This is a genomic window from Ligilactobacillus sp. JN-6 (Y).1, assembly GCF_058111525.1.
The window spans coordinates 760,768-778,199 of sequence record NZ_CM176599.1; the positions used below are offsets into that span (position 1 = coordinate 760,768).

Sequence of the window (17,432 nt, forward strand, 5' to 3'; positions counted from 1 at the left end):
AGAAAAAGCTTATTATAAAGTCAAGTTTTGGCAACCTTTTTTCTGCAAGGCACACTTGACGTCGACTTATTATCAGAGGGAAGGGTCATAATTGAAGCGTTATAAATTTTTTAAAATATCTTTAGGCTGGCAAATTCTAATTGGCCTAGTCTTAGGCGTAATATTAGGGATAGTTTTTTACAAAAATCAAGTAGCGATCACCGCCATGCAAAATATCGGTACCATGTTTATTAACCTAATACAAATGATCGTTTTGCCCATAGTGGTTTCATGTCTGACCGTTGGGATCGCCAACATGGGTGACATTAAAGAGCTTGGACGAGTTGGCTTAAAAACCTTGATTTATTTTGAAATATTAAGTACGATCGCCATCATCCTTGGCATGATAGTTGCTGATGTTCTTCATCCAGGGACCATGATCGACATTCATTCACTTCATGGTTCTGATATCAGCCAGTACATGACCACCGCCAAATCAGCTAAAAATAACACAGGGATCTGGGCCACCTTGCTCGGGATCATTCCAACTAACATTTTTAAATCCTTATCCGAAGGCAACATGATGCCAGTGATCTTCTTTTCCGTCTTCTTTGGCTTAGGAATTTCTGCCATCGGTGAAAAAGGTAAGATCATCATTGACTTCTTAACAGCCGTTCAGCAAGTAATGTTTAAGGTCACTAATTGGGTCATGAAAACAGCTCCGATCGGTGTTTGCGCTTTGATTGGCGTAACTCTTGCAGAAATGGGCATTAATGCCTTACTTCCACTAGGGTACTTCGTAGCCATTACTTATCTGACAATGGTTATCTTTGTCTTAGCAGTGATGGGGATCGTAGCGAAGATCTTTAAATTCAAATTGCTGGACCTACTTCGGGTTATTAAAGATGAAATCATCTTAGCCTTTTCAACTGCCAGCTCTGAAGCAGTTTTGCCAAAAATGATGGAAAAGATGGGCAAATTTGGGGTCGATCAAGGTGTCGTTTCTTTTGTTATACCAACTGGATACACCTTTAATTTAGACGGCTCAGCGATCTACCAATCTTTAGCCGCTTTATTTCTCGCTCAAGCTTATGGTATCCACCTATCTGTCGGCCAACAATTGACCCTGTTAGTCGTTTTGATGCTAACTTCGAAAGGAATGGCCGGTGTTCCAGGCGCTTCCTTTGTTGTCTTATTAGCCACCATTTCAACTATCGGCGTACCGATGAGTGGCTTAACTTTCATTGCGGGGATCGATCGGATCATTGATATGGGTCGGACAGCAGTCAACGTAGTCGGAAATTCATTAGCGACCGTTGTGATCGGCAAATCTGAAGATGAATTCGACGATGAAAAATCACAAAAGTACATTTCAAAATTCAAATAATCATCTTTCCCACGAAAAAGACACGAAACTAAAAACGAAGTTTCGTGTCTTTTTAAAGTCTTGAATCATTTGACAAAACTGTTATTTAACTTCTGCAACGAGTTTCTTAACCATTTGTTGCTGGAATTCTTGGCTGAATTGTTTGGAAAGTTTTGCTTGTTTTGCTTTATCTGTAGCCAAACTAGGATCCTTCTTAACAGCAGTCTTCATCTTTTGTTGCACATATTGTTGTGCCTGTGCCTTAACTTTGGCCTGACCTTCTTTAGTTTTCATTCCGGCCATTTTCTTTTGTAAGGCTTTTGCTTGAGTGGTAGACAAATGCAGCCAATCTTTAGGCAAATTAAAAGTATTAGAACGCTTAATCAGTTTATTTTGCATCCCTGACACGCCAAACCAGAACTTATAGCCACTTGATTTAAACTTCCACCGAGTTTCTTTGACCTGTAAGGTAGCATTCTTATCAGTAGTCTGTTTAATATGATTATTAGCAGCCGTATACTCATTAGCCTGAGTATGACTAGGCTTCTTTTGATCTAAAGCCTTTTTATAAATTTGAACTGTTTCTTTACCATTTGAACCAAGCGGCTGGTAAAACATAATATTTAAACCATTTTTAGAACTAGTTGGATAGATCTGTGTCGTTGTAGTCGTTGTAACTTTATGCATGCCATAATGGCTATTACTATTCATGGTCAACAAAACTAGCGAACCAACTAATACCACAAGAGAGATCAAAGTTCCGATAGTTCTCCAAACGATTGGCTTAATATAGACATAACACAGAAATGCTGCAAGTGCCCCAATTACTAAAGTAGCTAAGATCATGAAGCATCACCGCCTTTACGAGCGAAGTCTTTTTCAGTGATATCTTTACTATGAGTTTCATGATTACGATCTTTCAAGAAGAAAGTCAAAATAACGCCGATGATCGCAAATGCCAAAGAAAAGGCAAAAGCAGCATGATATCCATCTAAAGAAGCAATTAAATATTGATGCTTATAATCAAGTGGGGCTGCCTTTAACAAATTCTTAGCTGGTTCCGCATTATTTGTTACATTAGTCAATAATGTGATCATAATTGCAGAACCAATGGACGATGCAACCTGACGTACAGTATTATTAGAAGCAGTACCGTCGGCGATCAAGCTGTTTGGTAAAGCATTCATCCCTGAGGTAGTTACCGGCATCATAACCATTGATATACCAAACATTCTTACAGCGTATAAGAAAACGATGTATATGGTTGGAGTATCAAGCGTCAACCACAAGAACGGTAAGGTCGCTAATGTTAATAAGATCATACCGGTCGTAGCTAAACGTTTGCCCCCCAATGCATCGAAAGTCTTCCCAGTTATCGGACTCATTAATGCCATCACAACTGCTCCGGACAATAATGTCAAGCCAGAATGCAAGGCGCTCATGCCATGGGCGATCTGTAAATACAATGGTAAAACTGTTTCAACACCAAGCATAGCGATCGTGACGATCGATGACAAAATAGCAGATAGTGTAAATTCACCCGTTTTGAAAACGCGTAATTCCAAGAAAGGCTTTGGGATCACTAACTGACGCCAAACAAATAGTGCAGTTACGATCGCACCGATAACTAGCGAAACAATAACCTTGGTCGAAGTCCAACCATCATTACCGGCAGATGAGAAACCAAATAATAAACCACCAAAGCCAATTGTCGACAGTATTAAAGAAAACCAATCAATTTTTTGCTTGTGCGTTTCGATAACAGGTTTCATAAAAAAGAAAGCCAGAATAATTACAACTACCATGATCGGAATGATCATACCAAAAAGATCACGCCATTGGTATTTATCAATGATCCATCCGGATAAGGTCGGGCCAATAGCTGGCGCGACACCAATTACGATACCGACCAAACCTAAAGCTGCACCACGAGATTGCGCTGGAAAGATCGATAACATGATCGTTTGTAACAAAGGCATAGCAATTCCGACACCAAAAGCTTGTACTAAACGCCCTGCCAACAAAACTCCAAAGGCAGGAGCAGTATATGCCAAGATCGTCCCGCCCAAGAAAATCGTCATTGCAGCAATATAGAGCCATTTTGTATTAATAGTTGTCGATAAGTATGCGGAGAGAGGGATCATGATCCCATTTACCATTAAAAAACCAGTAGTCAACCACTGAACGGTCGCAGTTGAAACATCAAAAGTTGACATCAACTTCGGTAAGGCCGTTGCAAGTAAAGTCTGATTTAGGACCGTACAAAACGTCCCAATTAGTAAAACAATGATCATCATTGTTCTACTAAAACCACTTAATTTATCATCAGCAGTTTTTGACAAAAGATATTCCTTCTTTCAAATTATTTCGTAATAATACGGCCAAATAAGGGCTCAAATAAATTAAGCCAATATTCGACCGTTAATTTACATAACAAACAATATAAATTATTTCGTTCCTAATGTCAACTATTTTACATTTAACATTAAATAGTTGATACGGTTACATTTTTGTGCTAAAACTATGTAGTGAACTCTGATGTTTTACGTAGTTATCAAATGAATAATTTATGTAGGAGAATTTGAATGGATGAATCTCAAAATTTGCCAGACTGTCTGTATGACATAATCAAACCAGATAACATATTGGTCAGTATTAGAGACGCTGCTAGAGCATGTGATGTTACGGATACTCAAGTTCGTTATTGGATCAAAAATGACTATCTAAAAACGGTAAAAGCAGATAATGGTGCGATCAAATTACCATACGATCAAATTACCAGTATCCGCATGATCAAATTTTTTCTCGATAATGGCTACACTTTAAATGGCGCAGCCAAAAGAACACAGGAAAACAAAGATATTGGTCGGTCGATCCGTCATTTATTTTTCTCAAGTATTCAAAATGTTGAACACCAGGATGACAAAACTATTTTTGATCTAGGACCGATCGAAGGAGATCCAACAAAGCACGTCTTCGGAGTTGAAACTCCCGAAAAAATCACTTATGTTATTAAATAAGGATAAACAAAAATGCACAAGGTTCTTTTACCCTGTGCATTTTGTTTATCAGTTTTATTGTGTGATAATTGTTACCTTTGTCATCAAAACGCGCTGATCAAAAAGTTGAACTCTTATGCCACCGTAAGACGATCATTCAACCTAATCATTATATCTTATTATTTTCGTCTAGTAATTTATCCAAATATTGTAAAACACCTTGTTCATTATTTGTCCCAGTTTGATGTTGCGCTATTTTTTTAACTTCAGGCGCAGCATTAGCCATTGCAACACCATCACCGACAGCTTTTAGCATCTCTAAATCATTACCGCCATCGCCAAAGGCACACATTTGTGTTAAAGGTATCCCTAATCGTTGACCAAGATGTTCCAAACCATTAGCTTTATGCATTCCTGGTTGAATAACATCGAAATTATCGTGTCCGCTAGTAGTGATCTCGGCAATTCCCAGTAACTGGTCTTGCAGCTTTTGCATAAAACTCATTGTATCTTGAGTTGTATAGTTAAACGAGTACTTAGTACTTTCATCTATTACCTCTGCAAAGGAATCCACAACTTGCAACTCCCTATTATAAAAATGTGCCTCTTTCTTAAATTTTTCACTGCTATCCGTCAGAATATAAGCACTTTTAAAGCCGCTCACTACTAATTCGTCAAACAAGCCAGGATAAGTATCAAGCTGACCCAAAATTTTCTTTGCTTGTTCAGGCTCGAAACGAGAACCAAAGTACTCAGTGGCGAGATCACGAACATAAGCCCCGTTATCGGAAATATAAATTATCCCCGGAAAATCAGTAAAAAAAGTTTTCAACTGATAGTATTGGTTCCCACTAGCAACCACAAACTGGATCCCTTTTTCCTGCATTTTATTATACAAAGCAGCGAAGTATTGGCGATCATAGTCCTTTTCATCGTTTAAAAACGTCCCATCCATATCAACAGCTACTAATTTACACTGGTCTAACATCCTTTTCCCTCCAGATCAATTAAACGTTTACAATTACGGTACCATATAAGTTTCAACAATGGTAGTGGTAGAGCCACTTACTTCGACTCTTAACGTTGAATTAATAACATTTCAATACAATAACTTACCATACGCGTTAGCTTCTTAATTTAGGGGGTACGACCGCATTATTTAGCTGTTTATTACTTAGGCACTTATACTAAAAAACGTTGCCCATCTTGACCTAGACAACGTTTTTCTTAATTACATTATTAAAGAGCTATTCTGCTGTAGATTTTTTCCCTGTGATCGTCCCATCTTCTACTTGGAATAAATACTCATCTTGGATCCTTTGTCCTGAAGAATCTTTAGTAATGTAGTAAATGATCCCACGCTCACCCGAAGTTTCGACCTGGTATGGTGTACCTAATTTTTCGACCAAGTCATCTTCGCTGATCTCATCATTGATATCAGCATACTTTTCAGGGCTAAACTTGTTATTTTCTACAGTTGGTTGTAACAAGAATTTTGACTGGACTTCGTCTTTATCATTAGTCGAAACTCTGAAATAACCAGAATGTGTATAGTTAGTGTACCAAGTATAGGTTGAGGAACTAGAGTTATCTGGTTTGCCAAATTTATCCTTTAGATCATCAAGCGTCGTACCGCCCTTATTATCCTTAGAAACCTGGACATCATTATATTGTTTCATTGTCAATGGTTTCTTGACTTCCAAATCAGTCTTAGGAAGTTCTTTGTATTTGCCATCCTTAACTTTCTTGTAGCCTTGCTTTTTAATCAACTTCTCGCTCTTTTTAAGACTGATATATTTTTTCTTGCTGCTAGAATCAGAGGTGTTGTTGTCTCCGGATAGTTTTAAAAAGTCATTGACCGAAGCTTTGTTCAGATCAACAGAGACGTGTTCATTTAAGTAACTATCATGATAAGATATTTTATCTTTAACGCCTTTGGTATCATTATACTTTTGAACTTCATCTTTGATCCTATCTTTAGCTTCACTCTTATTATTAGATCTCAAAGATGTATACGTGATCTTATTACTAGTCGTTTGCTTAACAACTTTATCATCCTGGTAATAATAGGTCACTCGGGAATCGACCCCATTTTTAACTTGTTGGTATGTAGCCTTTTCCGTCTTTTTTCCACAACCCGCAATTATCAATAGCGTTGTAGCAACTACTAAGAGCAACTTGCCGGTCCTTAAAGATATACTTTTCGCCTTCATAAAAACTCCTCCTTGTTGTTAAACACAATGACCTTGCATCAGCTAGCCATGCTCACAAGCGAGCCAAAAATAGGTGGCTAGCAAAATGCAACTTAACGCTATTATTAGCTGACTGTGTTAAATATATTTCACAAAGTTAAGTTTACTGAAAGCGGTGTAATAAATCAAGACATATGGTCCAAAAAAAATATCGATTTTTTCTAACTATACATTTTATTATCTTATTTCTCGTTATTTAAGGTCTGTCCCATTTGAAGCGATCACCTTTTGATACCAACTAAATGAATCCTTTTTATAACGTTTCATCGTTCCATTACCAATGTCATCACAGTCAACATAAACTAGGCCATAACGTTTTTTCATCTCTCCAGTGCCGTTCGAAACAAGGTCGATCGCACTCCACATGGTATATCCCATTAAAGCGACACCATCTAATTCAACAGCATCTGACATTGACCTAATAGCTGCACGCAAATATTTGATGCGATAATCATCATGAACACTGTGATCAGTTTCAAGTTTATCGGACCAACCTAGACCATTCTCAACGATCCATAGCGGTTTATGATATCTATCCCATAGTGTGTTCAAAGCCAGGCGTAAGCAATCCGGGTCGGTAGCCCATCCCCAAGCATTAGTTTCTAAATAAGGATTCGCTACTCCAGCCGCACCTAAATTACCAGCAGCTTTTTCATCGCTAGGATGGGTAGTTAAAACAGAGGAGCTGTAGCAAGAAAAACTTAAAAAGTCTGCCGGATACTCGGCCAATAATTCATAATCCTGTGGTCGATCATCAAGCGTGATACCTTCACGTTCATACTTCTTTAACCGATACTCCGGATAACGGCCACCAACTTGAACATCTGAATAAAATAAAGTTTCTTGCTGAGCTTTCATAATCTCAACTTGGTCAGCTGGATCACAAGTATAAGGATATATTGGAGAATAGGCCAGCATTTGTCCCACTTTCATTTCTGGATCGATCTTGTGAGCAGCTTTAACTACCTTCGCACTAGCAACAAATTGATTATGTGCCCCTTGTGCTCTATTTTGCGGAGTAGGATCAGTCAAACCGCCACCCATGTATGGTGCAAGGCTCATCGCGTTGATTTCATTAAAGATAGTCCAATATTTGACTTGACCCTTGTAATATTTAAATACTGTCACTGCGTATTTTTCAAACAGATCAATTAATGTTCGGTCAGACCAGCCGTCATAACGTGTGATCAACGAAAGCGGCGTATCATAATGAGACAAAGTTACCATCGGCTCAATGTTGTATTTATGACATTCCTCAAATATCTGTTCATAAAACTTTAACCCAGCTTCATTTGGTTCTTTCTCATCACCATTCGGAAAGATCCTGGACCAACTGATCGACAATCGAAATGCTTTGAATCCCATTTCTGCCATTAAACCTATGTCTTCTTTATAATGATGATAAAAATCTGTTCCGTGATGGCTTGGATAATGATAACCTGGCAAAATAGCCAGCGTAGCATCAGCAGGTATACTAAAATCTCCTCCCCACACGAACGGAGAATTCCCGGTAGTTCCATCTTCCTTTTTCCATGTTACAAGGCGAGGCTGATCGACCGCACCATTAGTCAAAACATCGATCGCATTCGTTCCTTTGCCATCTAGGTCATAGCCACCTTCATACTGGTTGGCAGCAGTCGCTCCACCCCATAGAAAATCTTTTTTAAAACCCATAATTATCTCCTCATTTCAAATTTTGCCACTTAGTATTCAAACGTTTAAAAAAGGGCAAGAGTTGCCAAATTTCTTTGTCTACTCTTACCCTTTCCTACAATCGGTGTTTTCATAGTCAAGTTCCGTGCAACAGAAAGTTGCGCCTACTAAATTGCCCACCACATTGCCAAAAACACAATATGATGTAAAAGTCTGTTAGTGCTCACTTTCTAAGCGCCACACTGCACTTTGTTTTCATAGTCGAGCTGCACGAGGCAAGAGCTTTCGCTTACCCAGCTTAGGCCTCATAGTGCCTAAACCGCACTATAAGGCCCAAGCTTGATAATGCTCATCTCTTAGGCGCCTCGTTGCGCTCTGTTATTTCTTTAATTCATTAAGCTGTTCATACACGTCAACAAAGTTCGTTGCTAGATCTACAAACGTGATCGCTGTCATTAAATGATCCTGAGAATGTACCATTAGTAACGTTACTTGTGCATGTTCACCCTGTGCTTCTTTGGTCAACATACCTGTCTGCGTATTATGAGCGTCCACCAATGCTTTTTGAGCCTCATCTAATTTATCATGAGCTTCTGAGAAATTAGCTTCCTTGGCAGCTTTGATTGCTTCTACAGCAAATGATTTAGCATTCCCTGCATTAATGATCAGTCCCATCGTTGTCTGCATTTGTTGCTCTTCTTCAGACTGTTGTGATTGCTTTTCTTCTTCGGTCATCTTAAACCTCCTGCTTTCATTACATCAAAAATTAAGTGTTTTTATTCACCCATTAAATCGTAAGCTTGTTTGATGACTTTGTCTCCTTGCATCATTCCATAAGCTTGCATGTCGATAACTGCAACCGGAATATTTTTATCGTCTAGTTTCTTATGAAAATCAGCTTCCATGTAACGAACCTGAGGCCCAAGTAATACACAGCTGATATCTTTGCTTTCCAATTGTGAATCTGCTTCGGCTGCTGGGACAGCGAAAACCTCTGCATCTTTCCCTTGCTCATCAGCAGCTTTCTGCATCTTAGTTACCAATAAACTAGTACTCATACCAGCTGCACAACATAACATGATCGTCTTTTTAGCCATAATAAAGACCTCCATCTTCACCTATTTATTATTTCGCCTTGTTAGCACAGTCACTATTTATTCCTTGCTTAATAAAGCGCTTTCTATTACAATATATTTATACCATATTGGTATCAATTTTACAAGTACCGTTAACTAAATTAAGGAGGACAGGTGCATGGTTCTAAAATACAAGGGAGTTGCACAAGATATCGCACAAAAAATCGATTCTCAGCTATTCCAACAAAAATTGCCCAGTGAATCTGAATTAATGGACATGTATTTAGTAAGCCGTAATACGATCCGTAATGCCATTGATGTCTTGTACGATCAAGGCTTGATCAGTCGGATCCAAGGAAGTGGTTATTTTGTGAATGAACCTCTACATAATGAAGATAATTTGATGAATCTCGCTAATAAGGTTGGGATGAATGCTTTAACTAACGAAGCTCCCGTAACTTCGAAGATCTTAGCTTTCAACAATATGCCAGCAGGTCGAGAAGTCGCTAAGTTTTTACACTGTAATGTTGATGATCCAGTTTATTACGTCAAACGTTTGCGGTGGTCTAAAGACAATTTACTCAGTTTGGAAGAAGCTTACTATTTACGAAGTGTTGTTCCTTATTTGAATAGAAAAATCTGTTCGGCTTCAATTTTCAAGTTTATTATGGATAACTATAATATTGAGATCGTTAATGCCGATGAATACGTTAAAATTCATCAACTCACAGAACAAGAAGCCGCTGAATCTGGGCGTTCGGCTGAAGAAGCAACTTTAAAAATCGAGGAGATCAATTATCTAAAAAACGAGCGTCCTTTTAACTACTCCAAAACCTACTACTTCCAAAAAGATTTAACACTTTACTACCACATTAGTAATTATCTTCACTAAAAAGCCAACTATGAACGGCATTTCCATTACCATTCTTAGTTGGCTTTTAATTATTCATCCTTTCTGTAAACTCACAACTTGACTAACCACTTTTTTGATAAAACGCTGGTCATGTTCGATCAGTAATAACGTTGGCTTGATTTCAGCTATTAATTTAGTCAGCTGATCTTGATTATATATATCTAAATAATTTAACGGCTCATCCCAAATATACAATTCGGCTGGTTGCGACAAAGATTTAGCAACCTCTACTCTTTTTCGCTGTCCCATACTCATATTTTCGATTTTTTGTGCAAAAACTCCTCTTTCTAACCCCAGTTTATGCAAATTGTTAAGAAACATTTCATAATCTAACTGATTGTCCACAGCGAAATCTTTTAGCTGTCCCACATTTTTTTCAAATTCTTGGCAAATATAACTAACATTGACGTTAGATGGTATTTGGATAGTTCCAGAGCTGTTACCAGTAAAAGTACCTAGCAGAGCATTGATCAGACTAGTTTTTCCTATACCATTTGGTCCAACTACACCAACTTGTTTCCCTTTTTGACCTCAAAACTGATTGGTTCAAATAAAGGCTCATTTCCATAAGAAAGGCTAAAATTTTCCACCTGCAGTAAAGTTTTATGATAGCTTGGGCGAAAATTAAGTGCTAATTCGTCGACTTGTTCGATGTTTTTCATTAGCTTTTCTTTATCATGGATCTCATTTTCCATTCTTTTTTTCAAGGACTGCGACCTCTTCATCACCCTGGCAGCACGCGCACCAATGTGCCCAGTATCGTAAATACTGCCACTTCCCTTTTTATGTGGGTCTCCGCGCTTATCTCTTTCACGAGAGCCTGACCACTTTTCTTTTTCAAGAGCCGTCTGCTTAAGCCGATCGATGTCCTTTTTTAGTTTTTCATTTTGCTGTATTTCAAACGAATCTGACAGTTGTTTTTCTCGCTCATAAGTTGAATAATTACCATTATATATGGAAATTTTGGCCTTCTCTATCACCAAAATGTGATCACAAATTTGATCAACGAATCCACGGTCATGACTAACTACTATGAATCCTTGCTTTTTCCTTCTCAAATAGGCAGCAACTTGCTTTCTACTAGCCATATCTAAATGATTAGTGGGCTCATCGATCAACGGAAAATTTTGCTGATCAATAAATAATAATGCCAATCTAAGCTTGGTCTGCTCACCACCAGATAAGCTATCAAAAGGCCGCCAAATAATATCAGGATCAACTTGCATCAAGCTTAATTCTCGCTCCAATTGCCATTCTTCAAACTCGACCACCTCGTTTAATGCATAAATAGCCAGCTGACTGGGATCATTGATCTCCTGGGGAAAATAGTTAAACTCCACATGGTACGAGATCTCTCCTTGATACTCCAACTTGTTACACAGTAGTTTTAATAGTGTAGTTTTACCACGGCCATTCCTGCCAAACAATCCTAATTTCCAGTCTGAATCCAAGTTCAGGTCAACATTATTGAATAACTGTTTTTCCTGTCCTGGATAAGAAAAAGACATATTTCTAATTTTAATTTGAGACATATACAACCTCCTTGCATTAATACCCGCAAGGTCGTAGTTTTTTACGTCAAATCGTAATATTAATGAAATCTTTTTTTAGGCACAAAAAGACCCACAGCACTAAAAACAATTCAACCTTAAAACCATCTGAGCCACATCAAATAACGGCTAGACTCTCGCCTTGCCCAGCTAACGATAGTTTGGAAAAGTTAAATTAGTTTTTCAACGCTTGGATCTCTCACTTTCGTCTTTAGATTACCAATATCATAGCAAAGCTCACCTTAAAAAGCCACAATTAAGCAATGCCTTTATTTTTTTGGTTAAGATACGTGAAAACTATTTCATTTTGACGAAAATTATCGCATAATAGACTTATATATAAAAGCAAGGAGATGTCTTTTTGATTTTCGAAACAATTAAAGCTTTAGCCGCTGTTAGAAATATTCCATTACGCACTGTCGAAATTTCATTGAACTTACCGGCTGGTACTCTTCAGACTTGGAATCAAACGGCACCTTGTAATAAATTAGCTGAAGTTGCTCGTTTTTTTCATGTTTCTATAGAAACTTTGCTGGATTAAGAAATCAAAACAAAAGCCTTTCGTTGCTAATTTGCAATGAGAGGCTTCTTTTTTACCTTAAATTTTGTTTATTTTGGTCAAATAATGGTCAGTGACCGGCTGGTTCTTGACATAACTATATAGTTGACAATTATTCGCCTGCAAAAAATCCTTTTGCTGTTCAGTTAAATCTTGAGAATCACCTTTGAGAGCTGCTCCAGTTTCTGGAACCAGATTAACTACACCTACACCTTTTGTTACCAAATTATTAAAAACATGCTTACTTTTTCGTTCTATCTCTGGTCCATTTTCTATACCAACATGTTTAAAATAATATTTGATAATATAGTGATAAACCATCCTTTCCTGGTCACTTTCTTCGTTTGATCGTACCAGCTGACCATTCGGAAATAACCAAAGCGCCCTTCGGCTAGATTTCGCAAAAATTAAGTCTGACCTTTCGGCTACAAAATTTTTTAACGCTTTAGGATCAAACAATGGATTTGGTCGTATCTGTCTTTCAGCTAGCAGTGTCGAATCGTTCTGCTTGCCCATACCATATGCTCTCCTCTAATTATTCCACTTCTACGTTGCTTTTTATGGCTCGAGGATCTCAGACAATCGAATCAACTCTTCTTGATCAAATTTTGCGAGCGGTTTGTCAAAACCTAATTCTTTTAAACTCTGATCCATTTTTTCTTTGCCTGAATTTAAAGTATCTAACATTGTTTCATATTCCTTCACTTTTTTGTTCAATTGTTCTTGATCCGGGTTATCCTGTTTACGCAACTGTTCCATTTCCGCGATCGTCTGATTTATTTTATTGGCTTGTGCAAAGTAATCTATCAAATATTGCTTAGCCACGTCTTCTTTACTCACCTAAAACCTCCTTGTCTGAGAATATCTTTCTACCAATATGACTAAGAACTGGAAAATAATTTCAAACTTTTCAGTTTGTTTTTATTAGGACGGCTCCGAAAAGCAAGAAGCTCCGTCCATCTAACTCCAGCGTTACAGCGCCTTATTAGGACAGCTCCACATATCAAGACTCTCCGCATATCCAACCTAAGGAATACAGCACCAAGACCGTGCTATATTCCTTAGGTCCGATATTGCTCACTTGCTAAACATTCCATATCTATCCTTTTCCTAGGACGGCTCCGAAAAGCAAGAAGCTCCGCCCATCTAACTCCAGCGTTACAGCGCCAAAAACGCGCTATAACGCTGGAGCCTGATGGTACTCACTTCTTCCCGCTTTTCTCCGCACACTAGTATATATACTGCAAATCGCTTGCCGTTGTTGGGTATGCCCATATCAGGCTTTTTACTTGCTTTGCTGTATATCCCTTTTCGATCAACACACTTAGATAATTGATCATTTCATCTGCTTCCATACTGAGGCATGCCGCACCCACTACTTTTTCACTAACTTTATCAACGACCAGTTGAACCAGCGCCTTCGTTTCATGTTGTCTCTTATATGTGATCCAATCTACCATGTTTACATTTTTAACATGGTAACGTGCTTCATCACGCTGAGCTTGACTTTCTGTCATTCCTACCTGCGCTAACTTGGGCAATGAAAAAACTACCGTTGGGATCTTTGGATAGTCTATCTCGTCATCACGCCCAGTAAGTTGAGCTGCTACGTACTTCGCTTCAATACCAGCCACTGGAGTTAACTTGGGGACCGGAGAAGCTGCCGCATCGCCAATCGCGTAAATGTGTGCCGCTGTAGACCGTAAATGACGATCAACTATTACACCCTGATTTGAATATTCTACACCGGCCTGTGTCAGCCCTAAATTGTCCACATTGGGCCGCCGACCAACTGCAGCAAATACCATTTCCGTGTCTTTAATAAAATCATTAGGGCCAGATAGACGATAGCCTGCTCCAACCTGCTCAACTTGAGTGATATCTTGGTCAAAAACAAACTCTACCCCGTATTTTTGTAACTCTTCAACTAACTCTGTAACTAATTTTTGAGGAAAAGCTTTCAACGGCCGTGAATTATGCAACACAACAGTCACTTCAGCTCCAGCAGAAGCTGCAATACCTGCTAGTTCAAAAGCAACATAACCGCCACCGATAATAGTTAGATCCTTGGGCATTTCATCCAGATCCAAAAAATCAGTACTTGTTTGTAAAAATTCTTTTCCTGGTATATCTAACAAGCCGGGGCGTTGGCCTGTTGCTATCACAAAATTTCCCGCCTCTAGCAGATATTCTCCAACTTTCACTGTCGTACCTGCAACAAATTCTGCGTGTCCAACATATGTCTTAATCTCTGAGTTTTCCATACCTTTTTTGGTAGCCGGGCTAATTTCACTCGTGTAAGCTCGCTTATTAGTCATCAAAGCAGGCCAATCAATAGTATTTTGCGACTTTAATCCATTACCTGCCAATAGTGCTGCTCTTTCTTTAGCCTCAACAGCCGTGTATAAGATCTTTTTGGGATCACAGCCGCGGTTAGGACAAGTACCGCCCCATAGATCTTCCTCGATCAGTGCAACTTCTTTTCCTTGAGCTTTAATTGCTGATGCTGCAGCTGTACCTGCCGGACCTGCACCGATAATGACTGCATCATATTTCTCTAACATTTGTGCCATACTTTTAACCTCCCTGTTCTTCATTTTGACTAAGGTAATTCAATAATCGTTGTCTGTCTATATATCCTTGACTTTGGCCAGTTCGATCTGTGATCTCCACATAGTTCTTAGTACTTAACTTTTTAAACAGGTCACGTAAGACTGCATCCTCTGACAAAGAAGTTGAATCATTACGCTGCTCTCGCGATAATCCTGTTAATGGCTGACTTGCTAACAAGACTTTATTCACAGGAGTATCATAAATATTTTTCGCAGTACTCCCCCTAAAGAAATCACGCACAAAATCGTTAACAGGGTGCTGCGCAATTTCGTGTGGTGCAGCAGCCTGTAACAACTGACCATCGCTCATAATACCGATCCTATCTCCTATTTTTAGTGCCTCATCCATATCATGGGTAACAAACACTATCGTATTATGAAGTTGTTCATGAATATCAAGCACCAGGTCTTGTAAACTTGCACGTGAAATAGGATCTAGTGCACTAAAAGGTTCATCCATCAATACGATCGGTGGTTTGGATGAGATCGCACGCAAGATACCTACGCGTTGCTGCTCCCCGCCAGATAATTCTCGTGGATAACGAGCGCGATATTTGTCTGGATCTAAACCAACTTGCTCTAAAAGTGTATCTGCCAATTCTTGCAGTTGATTCTTAGAAGTCCCCTTCATTTCGGGGATCAAAGTAATATTTTGGGTAACTGTCATGTTAGGGAACAAAGCAATTTGTTGTAACACATATCCCATCATCCATCGTAACTTTTGAAGCGGGTAATCTGCGGCACTTTTCCCATTGACCAGTACTTGCCCCGCAGTCGGTTTTTCCAAACGATTGATCATCTTAAGAGACGTTGTTTTACCACTACCGGAAGACCCGACTAAAACAAAGCGTTCGCCCTGTTGAACACTCATATCCATTCCAGAAATAACTGTATTGTCGCCAAATGATTTTTGAATATTTTGAAATTCAATAGCAGCAGCCATTTAATCCCCCTCCTTTAACAAGTGATGGGTAGTCAAATAATGATGTGCGACTGTAGCCGGCGACTTATCTTGCACATTTACTTCATAATTCATTTCCTGCATTTCTTTTTCTGTTACCTTTCCAGCTAACTTATTTAAACTTTTGACTATCTGAGGATGCTTATCAGCAAAATCCTTCGTCATTATTGGCGCGCCTTGATAGGTAGGGAACATATGCTTATCATCTTGCAAAACACTTAAATGATATTGTCGCAGCTCACTATCAGTCGAATAAGCATCAACGACATTTACCCTATTCTTATTGATAGCCTGGTAACGTAATGCAGGTTCCATCGATTTAACAGGAAAATCCAGTCCATAAGTTTTTTTGATCCCTTTCAACCCATCACCACGGTCAATGAATTCTAAAGTCATCCCTCCGTTCAAGATCGACTGAACATTTTTCAGATCCGTGATAGTTTTCAAATGATGTTCTTGCTTAAATTTGTCTTTGACCGCTAACGCATATGAATTATTATATTTCATCGGCCGTAAGACTTGGATATCTTCTTGCTTTTTCATAATACTTTTGGCTTTTTTATAAGTCTCACTAGCCGTTAAACCACTTGTTTTTTGTGGCTTTTTCGCTAAAGTCTCCAAAACTGTCCCGGTAAATTCAGGATAAACATCGATCTGGTCATTTCTTAAAGCATTAAATAAGAAAGTTGTTTTACCAAAGTTAGGCTTCAAAGTCACCTTAATATGTTGATCATCTTGCTCGATCAATTCTTTATACATGTTGATCAAGATCTCAGGTTCTGCCCCCAGCTTACCAGCGATCGTGACTGTTTCGGTACGGTTGATATAGGCATTATAAGCACTACCCCCGCCCAGTAAAGCGATGATAACCGCTAACACAGAAACAGCAGTCTTAACCGAGGCATGTTCAAGCCACTTGATCAACGAACTCATAATAATTGCTAAAATGCCTGAAGCAACTGCTCCAATCAAAATCAAGGATGTATTATTACGGTCGATACCCAACAAAATAAAGGTCCCCAGACCACCTGCTCCGATCAAAGCTGCTAAAGTAGCTGTCCCAATGATCAAAACTAAAGCAGTACGGATGCCCGAAATGATCGTCGGCATCGCCAGCGGCAACTCCACCTTAAATAATTTTTTCATTCGCGACATGCCAAACGCGTCAGCCGCTTCTTCAAGTGCTGGATCGATCTCAGTCAGGCCTAAATAAGTATTTTGAAAAATTGGCAAAAGGGCATAAACTACCAAGGCAATTACAGCCGGAACTGTACCAATACCTACGACTGGGATCAACAGCCCTAATAAGGCTAGTGAAGGGATCGTCTGTAAAACACCCGTCAATTGCAAGAGAAACTCAGATATTTTTTTATGTTTAACGACCCAGATCGCCAAGGGGATAGCGATCACCATCGCGATCAACAAAGACAAGGTTGAGATCTCCAAATGTTGCAGTAATGCCTGCCACAGTTCGCCTCTTCTTTCGCTGAATGTTTGCATTATTTGTTCCAT

16 protein-coding genes and 1 pseudogene are annotated in these 17,432 nt (G+C 38.9%); 4 read left to right on the forward strand and 13 right to left on the reverse strand.

Features of this window, described 5'->3' with window-relative positions; genetic code table 11:
• Positions 1-91: 91 nt before the first annotated feature.
• On the forward strand, positions 92-1,366 hold the full coding sequence (locus AC3XNE_RS03650) for a cation:dicarboxylate symporter family transporter (RefSeq protein ID WP_489832957.1): 1,275 nt from the start codon (positions 92-94) through the stop codon (positions 1,364-1,366).
• 81 nt (positions 1,367-1,447) lie between these two features.
• Here AC3XNE_RS03650 and AC3XNE_RS03655 read toward each other — a convergent pair whose 3' ends face one another.
• Together AC3XNE_RS03655 and AC3XNE_RS03660 are read right to left on the reverse strand one after the other, a co-directional pair.
• The gene (locus tag AC3XNE_RS03655; RefSeq protein WP_489832959.1) at positions 1,448-2,191 is read right to left on the reverse strand and encodes a DUF4811 domain-containing protein; all 744 of its coding nucleotides are present in this window, start codon (positions 2,189-2,191) and stop codon (positions 1,448-1,450) included.
• Positions 2,188-3,687, reverse strand: a complete 1,500-nt coding sequence (locus AC3XNE_RS03660; RefSeq protein WP_489832961.1) for an MDR family MFS transporter — start codon at positions 3,685-3,687, stop codon at positions 2,188-2,190. Before AC3XNE_RS03660 ends, AC3XNE_RS03655 begins: the two co-directional genes overlap by 4 nt.
• 243 nt (positions 3,688-3,930) lie before the next feature.
• On the opposite strand from AC3XNE_RS03660, the gene AC3XNE_RS03665 reads away from it, so the two are divergent.
• Positions 3,931-4,365, forward strand: a complete 435-nt coding sequence (locus tag AC3XNE_RS03665) for a MerR family transcriptional regulator (RefSeq protein ID WP_489832963.1) — start codon at positions 3,931-3,933, stop codon at positions 4,363-4,365.
• 148 nt (positions 4,366-4,513) lie between these two features.
• Here the strand turns inward: AC3XNE_RS03665 and AC3XNE_RS03670 are convergent, their stop codons facing one another.
• From AC3XNE_RS03670 to AC3XNE_RS03690, 5 genes are all read right to left on the reverse strand, one after another.
• Positions 4,514-5,332, reverse strand: coding sequence for a Cof-type HAD-IIB family hydrolase (locus tag AC3XNE_RS03670; protein WP_489832965.1), 819 nt, complete (start codon positions 5,330-5,332; stop codon positions 4,514-4,516).
• 259 nt (positions 5,333-5,591) lie between these two features.
• Positions 5,592-6,557, reverse strand: a complete 966-nt coding sequence (locus AC3XNE_RS03675) for a YehR family lipoprotein (RefSeq protein ID WP_489832967.1) — start codon at positions 6,555-6,557, stop codon at positions 5,592-5,594.
• A 231-nt stretch (positions 6,558-6,788) separates the two neighbouring features.
• The gene (locus tag AC3XNE_RS03680) at positions 6,789-8,270 is read right to left on the reverse strand and encodes a family 1 glycosylhydrolase (protein ID WP_489832968.1); all 1,482 of its coding nucleotides are present in this window, start codon (positions 8,268-8,270) and stop codon (positions 6,789-6,791) included.
• Between the two features lie 357 nt (positions 8,271-8,627).
• Positions 8,628-8,984 carry a PTS lactose/cellobiose transporter subunit IIA gene (locus AC3XNE_RS03685; RefSeq protein ID WP_489832969.1) on the reverse strand — a complete coding sequence of 119 codons (357 nt, stop codon included), beginning with the start codon at positions 8,982-8,984 and terminating at the stop codon, positions 8,628-8,630.
• 41 nt (positions 8,985-9,025) lie between these two features.
• Entirely contained in the window at positions 9,026-9,346 is a 321-nt protein-coding gene (locus AC3XNE_RS03690) for a PTS sugar transporter subunit IIB (protein WP_489832970.1), read from the reverse strand.
• 157 nt (positions 9,347-9,503) lie between these two features.
• Here AC3XNE_RS03690 and AC3XNE_RS03695 point away from each other — a divergent pair, with 157 nt between their 5' ends.
• On the forward strand, positions 9,504-10,217 hold the full coding sequence (locus AC3XNE_RS03695; RefSeq protein WP_489832971.1) for a GntR family transcriptional regulator: 714 nt from the start codon (positions 9,504-9,506) through the stop codon (positions 10,215-10,217).
• Positions 10,218-10,271: 54 nt separating this feature from the next.
• On the opposite strand, the pseudogene abc-f reads toward AC3XNE_RS03695, so the two are convergent.
• Positions 10,272-11,770 (reverse strand): annotated as a pseudogene (abc-f, locus tag AC3XNE_RS03700) (ribosomal protection-like ABC-F family protein).
• A 379-nt stretch (positions 11,771-12,149) separates the two neighbouring features.
• Between abc-f and AC3XNE_RS03705 the strand changes: the two are divergent.
• Positions 12,150-12,329, forward strand: coding sequence for a transcription repressor (locus AC3XNE_RS03705; protein ID WP_489832972.1), 180 nt, complete (start codon positions 12,150-12,152; stop codon positions 12,327-12,329).
• 57 nt (positions 12,330-12,386) lie between these two features.
• Here the strand turns inward: AC3XNE_RS03705 and AC3XNE_RS03710 are convergent, their stop codons facing one another.
• From AC3XNE_RS03710 to AC3XNE_RS03730, 5 genes are all read right to left on the reverse strand, one after another.
• The gene (locus tag AC3XNE_RS03710) at positions 12,387-12,863 is read right to left on the reverse strand and encodes a hypothetical protein (protein WP_489832973.1); all 477 of its coding nucleotides are present in this window, start codon (positions 12,861-12,863) and stop codon (positions 12,387-12,389) included.
• A gap of 42 nt (positions 12,864-12,905) precedes the next feature.
• On the reverse strand, positions 12,906-13,187 hold the full coding sequence (locus tag AC3XNE_RS03715) for a hypothetical protein (RefSeq protein WP_489832974.1): 282 nt from the start codon (positions 13,185-13,187) through the stop codon (positions 12,906-12,908).
• A gap of 389 nt (positions 13,188-13,576) precedes the next feature.
• A complete protein-coding gene (locus AC3XNE_RS03720) occupies positions 13,577-14,920 on the reverse strand; it encodes a dihydrolipoyl dehydrogenase family protein (RefSeq protein ID WP_489832975.1) in 1,344 nt (447 codons plus the stop codon).
• 4 nt (positions 14,921-14,924) lie between these two features.
• Positions 14,925-15,902 (reverse strand): ABC transporter ATP-binding protein, encoded by a 978-nt coding sequence (locus AC3XNE_RS03725; RefSeq protein ID WP_489832976.1) that lies wholly within the window; start codon positions 15,900-15,902, stop codon positions 14,925-14,927.
• A complete protein-coding gene (locus AC3XNE_RS03730; protein WP_489832977.1) occupies positions 15,903-17,432 on the reverse strand; it encodes an ABC transporter permease/substrate-binding protein in 1,530 nt (509 codons plus the stop codon).

Coding starts and splice junctions, on each gene's coding strand:
- AC3XNE_RS03665 (WP_489832963.1), top strand. CDS start 3,931: ATGGATGAATCTCAAAATTTGCCAGACTGTCTGTATGACATAATCAAA.
- AC3XNE_RS03675 (WP_489832967.1), bottom strand. CDS start 6,557: ATGAAGGCGAAAAGTATATCTTTAAGGACCGGCAAGTTGCTCTTAGTA.
- AC3XNE_RS03725 (WP_489832976.1), bottom strand. CDS start 15,902: ATGGCTGCTGCTATTGAATTTCAAAATATTCAAAAATCATTTGGCGAC.
- AC3XNE_RS03695 (WP_489832971.1), top strand. CDS start 9,504: ATGGTTCTAAAATACAAGGGAGTTGCACAAGATATCGCACAAAAAATC.
- AC3XNE_RS03710 (WP_489832973.1), bottom strand. CDS start 12,863: ATGGGCAAGCAGAACGATTCGACACTGCTAGCTGAAAGACAGATACGA.
- AC3XNE_RS03685 (WP_489832969.1), bottom strand. CDS start 8,984: ATGACCGAAGAAGAAAAGCAATCACAACAGTCTGAAGAAGAGCAACAA.
- AC3XNE_RS03730 (WP_489832977.1), bottom strand. CDS start 17,432: ATGGAACAAATAATGCAAACATTCAGCGAAAGAAGAGGCGAACTGTGG.
- AC3XNE_RS03690 (WP_489832970.1), bottom strand. CDS start 9,346: ATGGCTAAAAAGACGATCATGTTATGTTGTGCAGCTGGTATGAGTACT.
- AC3XNE_RS03680 (WP_489832968.1), bottom strand. CDS start 8,270: ATGGGTTTTAAAAAAGATTTTCTATGGGGTGGAGCGACTGCTGCCAAC.
- AC3XNE_RS03655 (WP_489832959.1), bottom strand. CDS start 2,191: ATGATCTTAGCTACTTTAGTAATTGGGGCACTTGCAGCATTTCTGTGT.
- AC3XNE_RS03670 (WP_489832965.1), bottom strand. CDS start 5,332: ATGTTAGACCAGTGTAAATTAGTAGCTGTTGATATGGATGGGACGTTT.
- AC3XNE_RS03720 (WP_489832975.1), bottom strand. CDS start 14,920: ATGGCACAAATGTTAGAGAAATATGATGCAGTCATTATCGGTGCAGGT.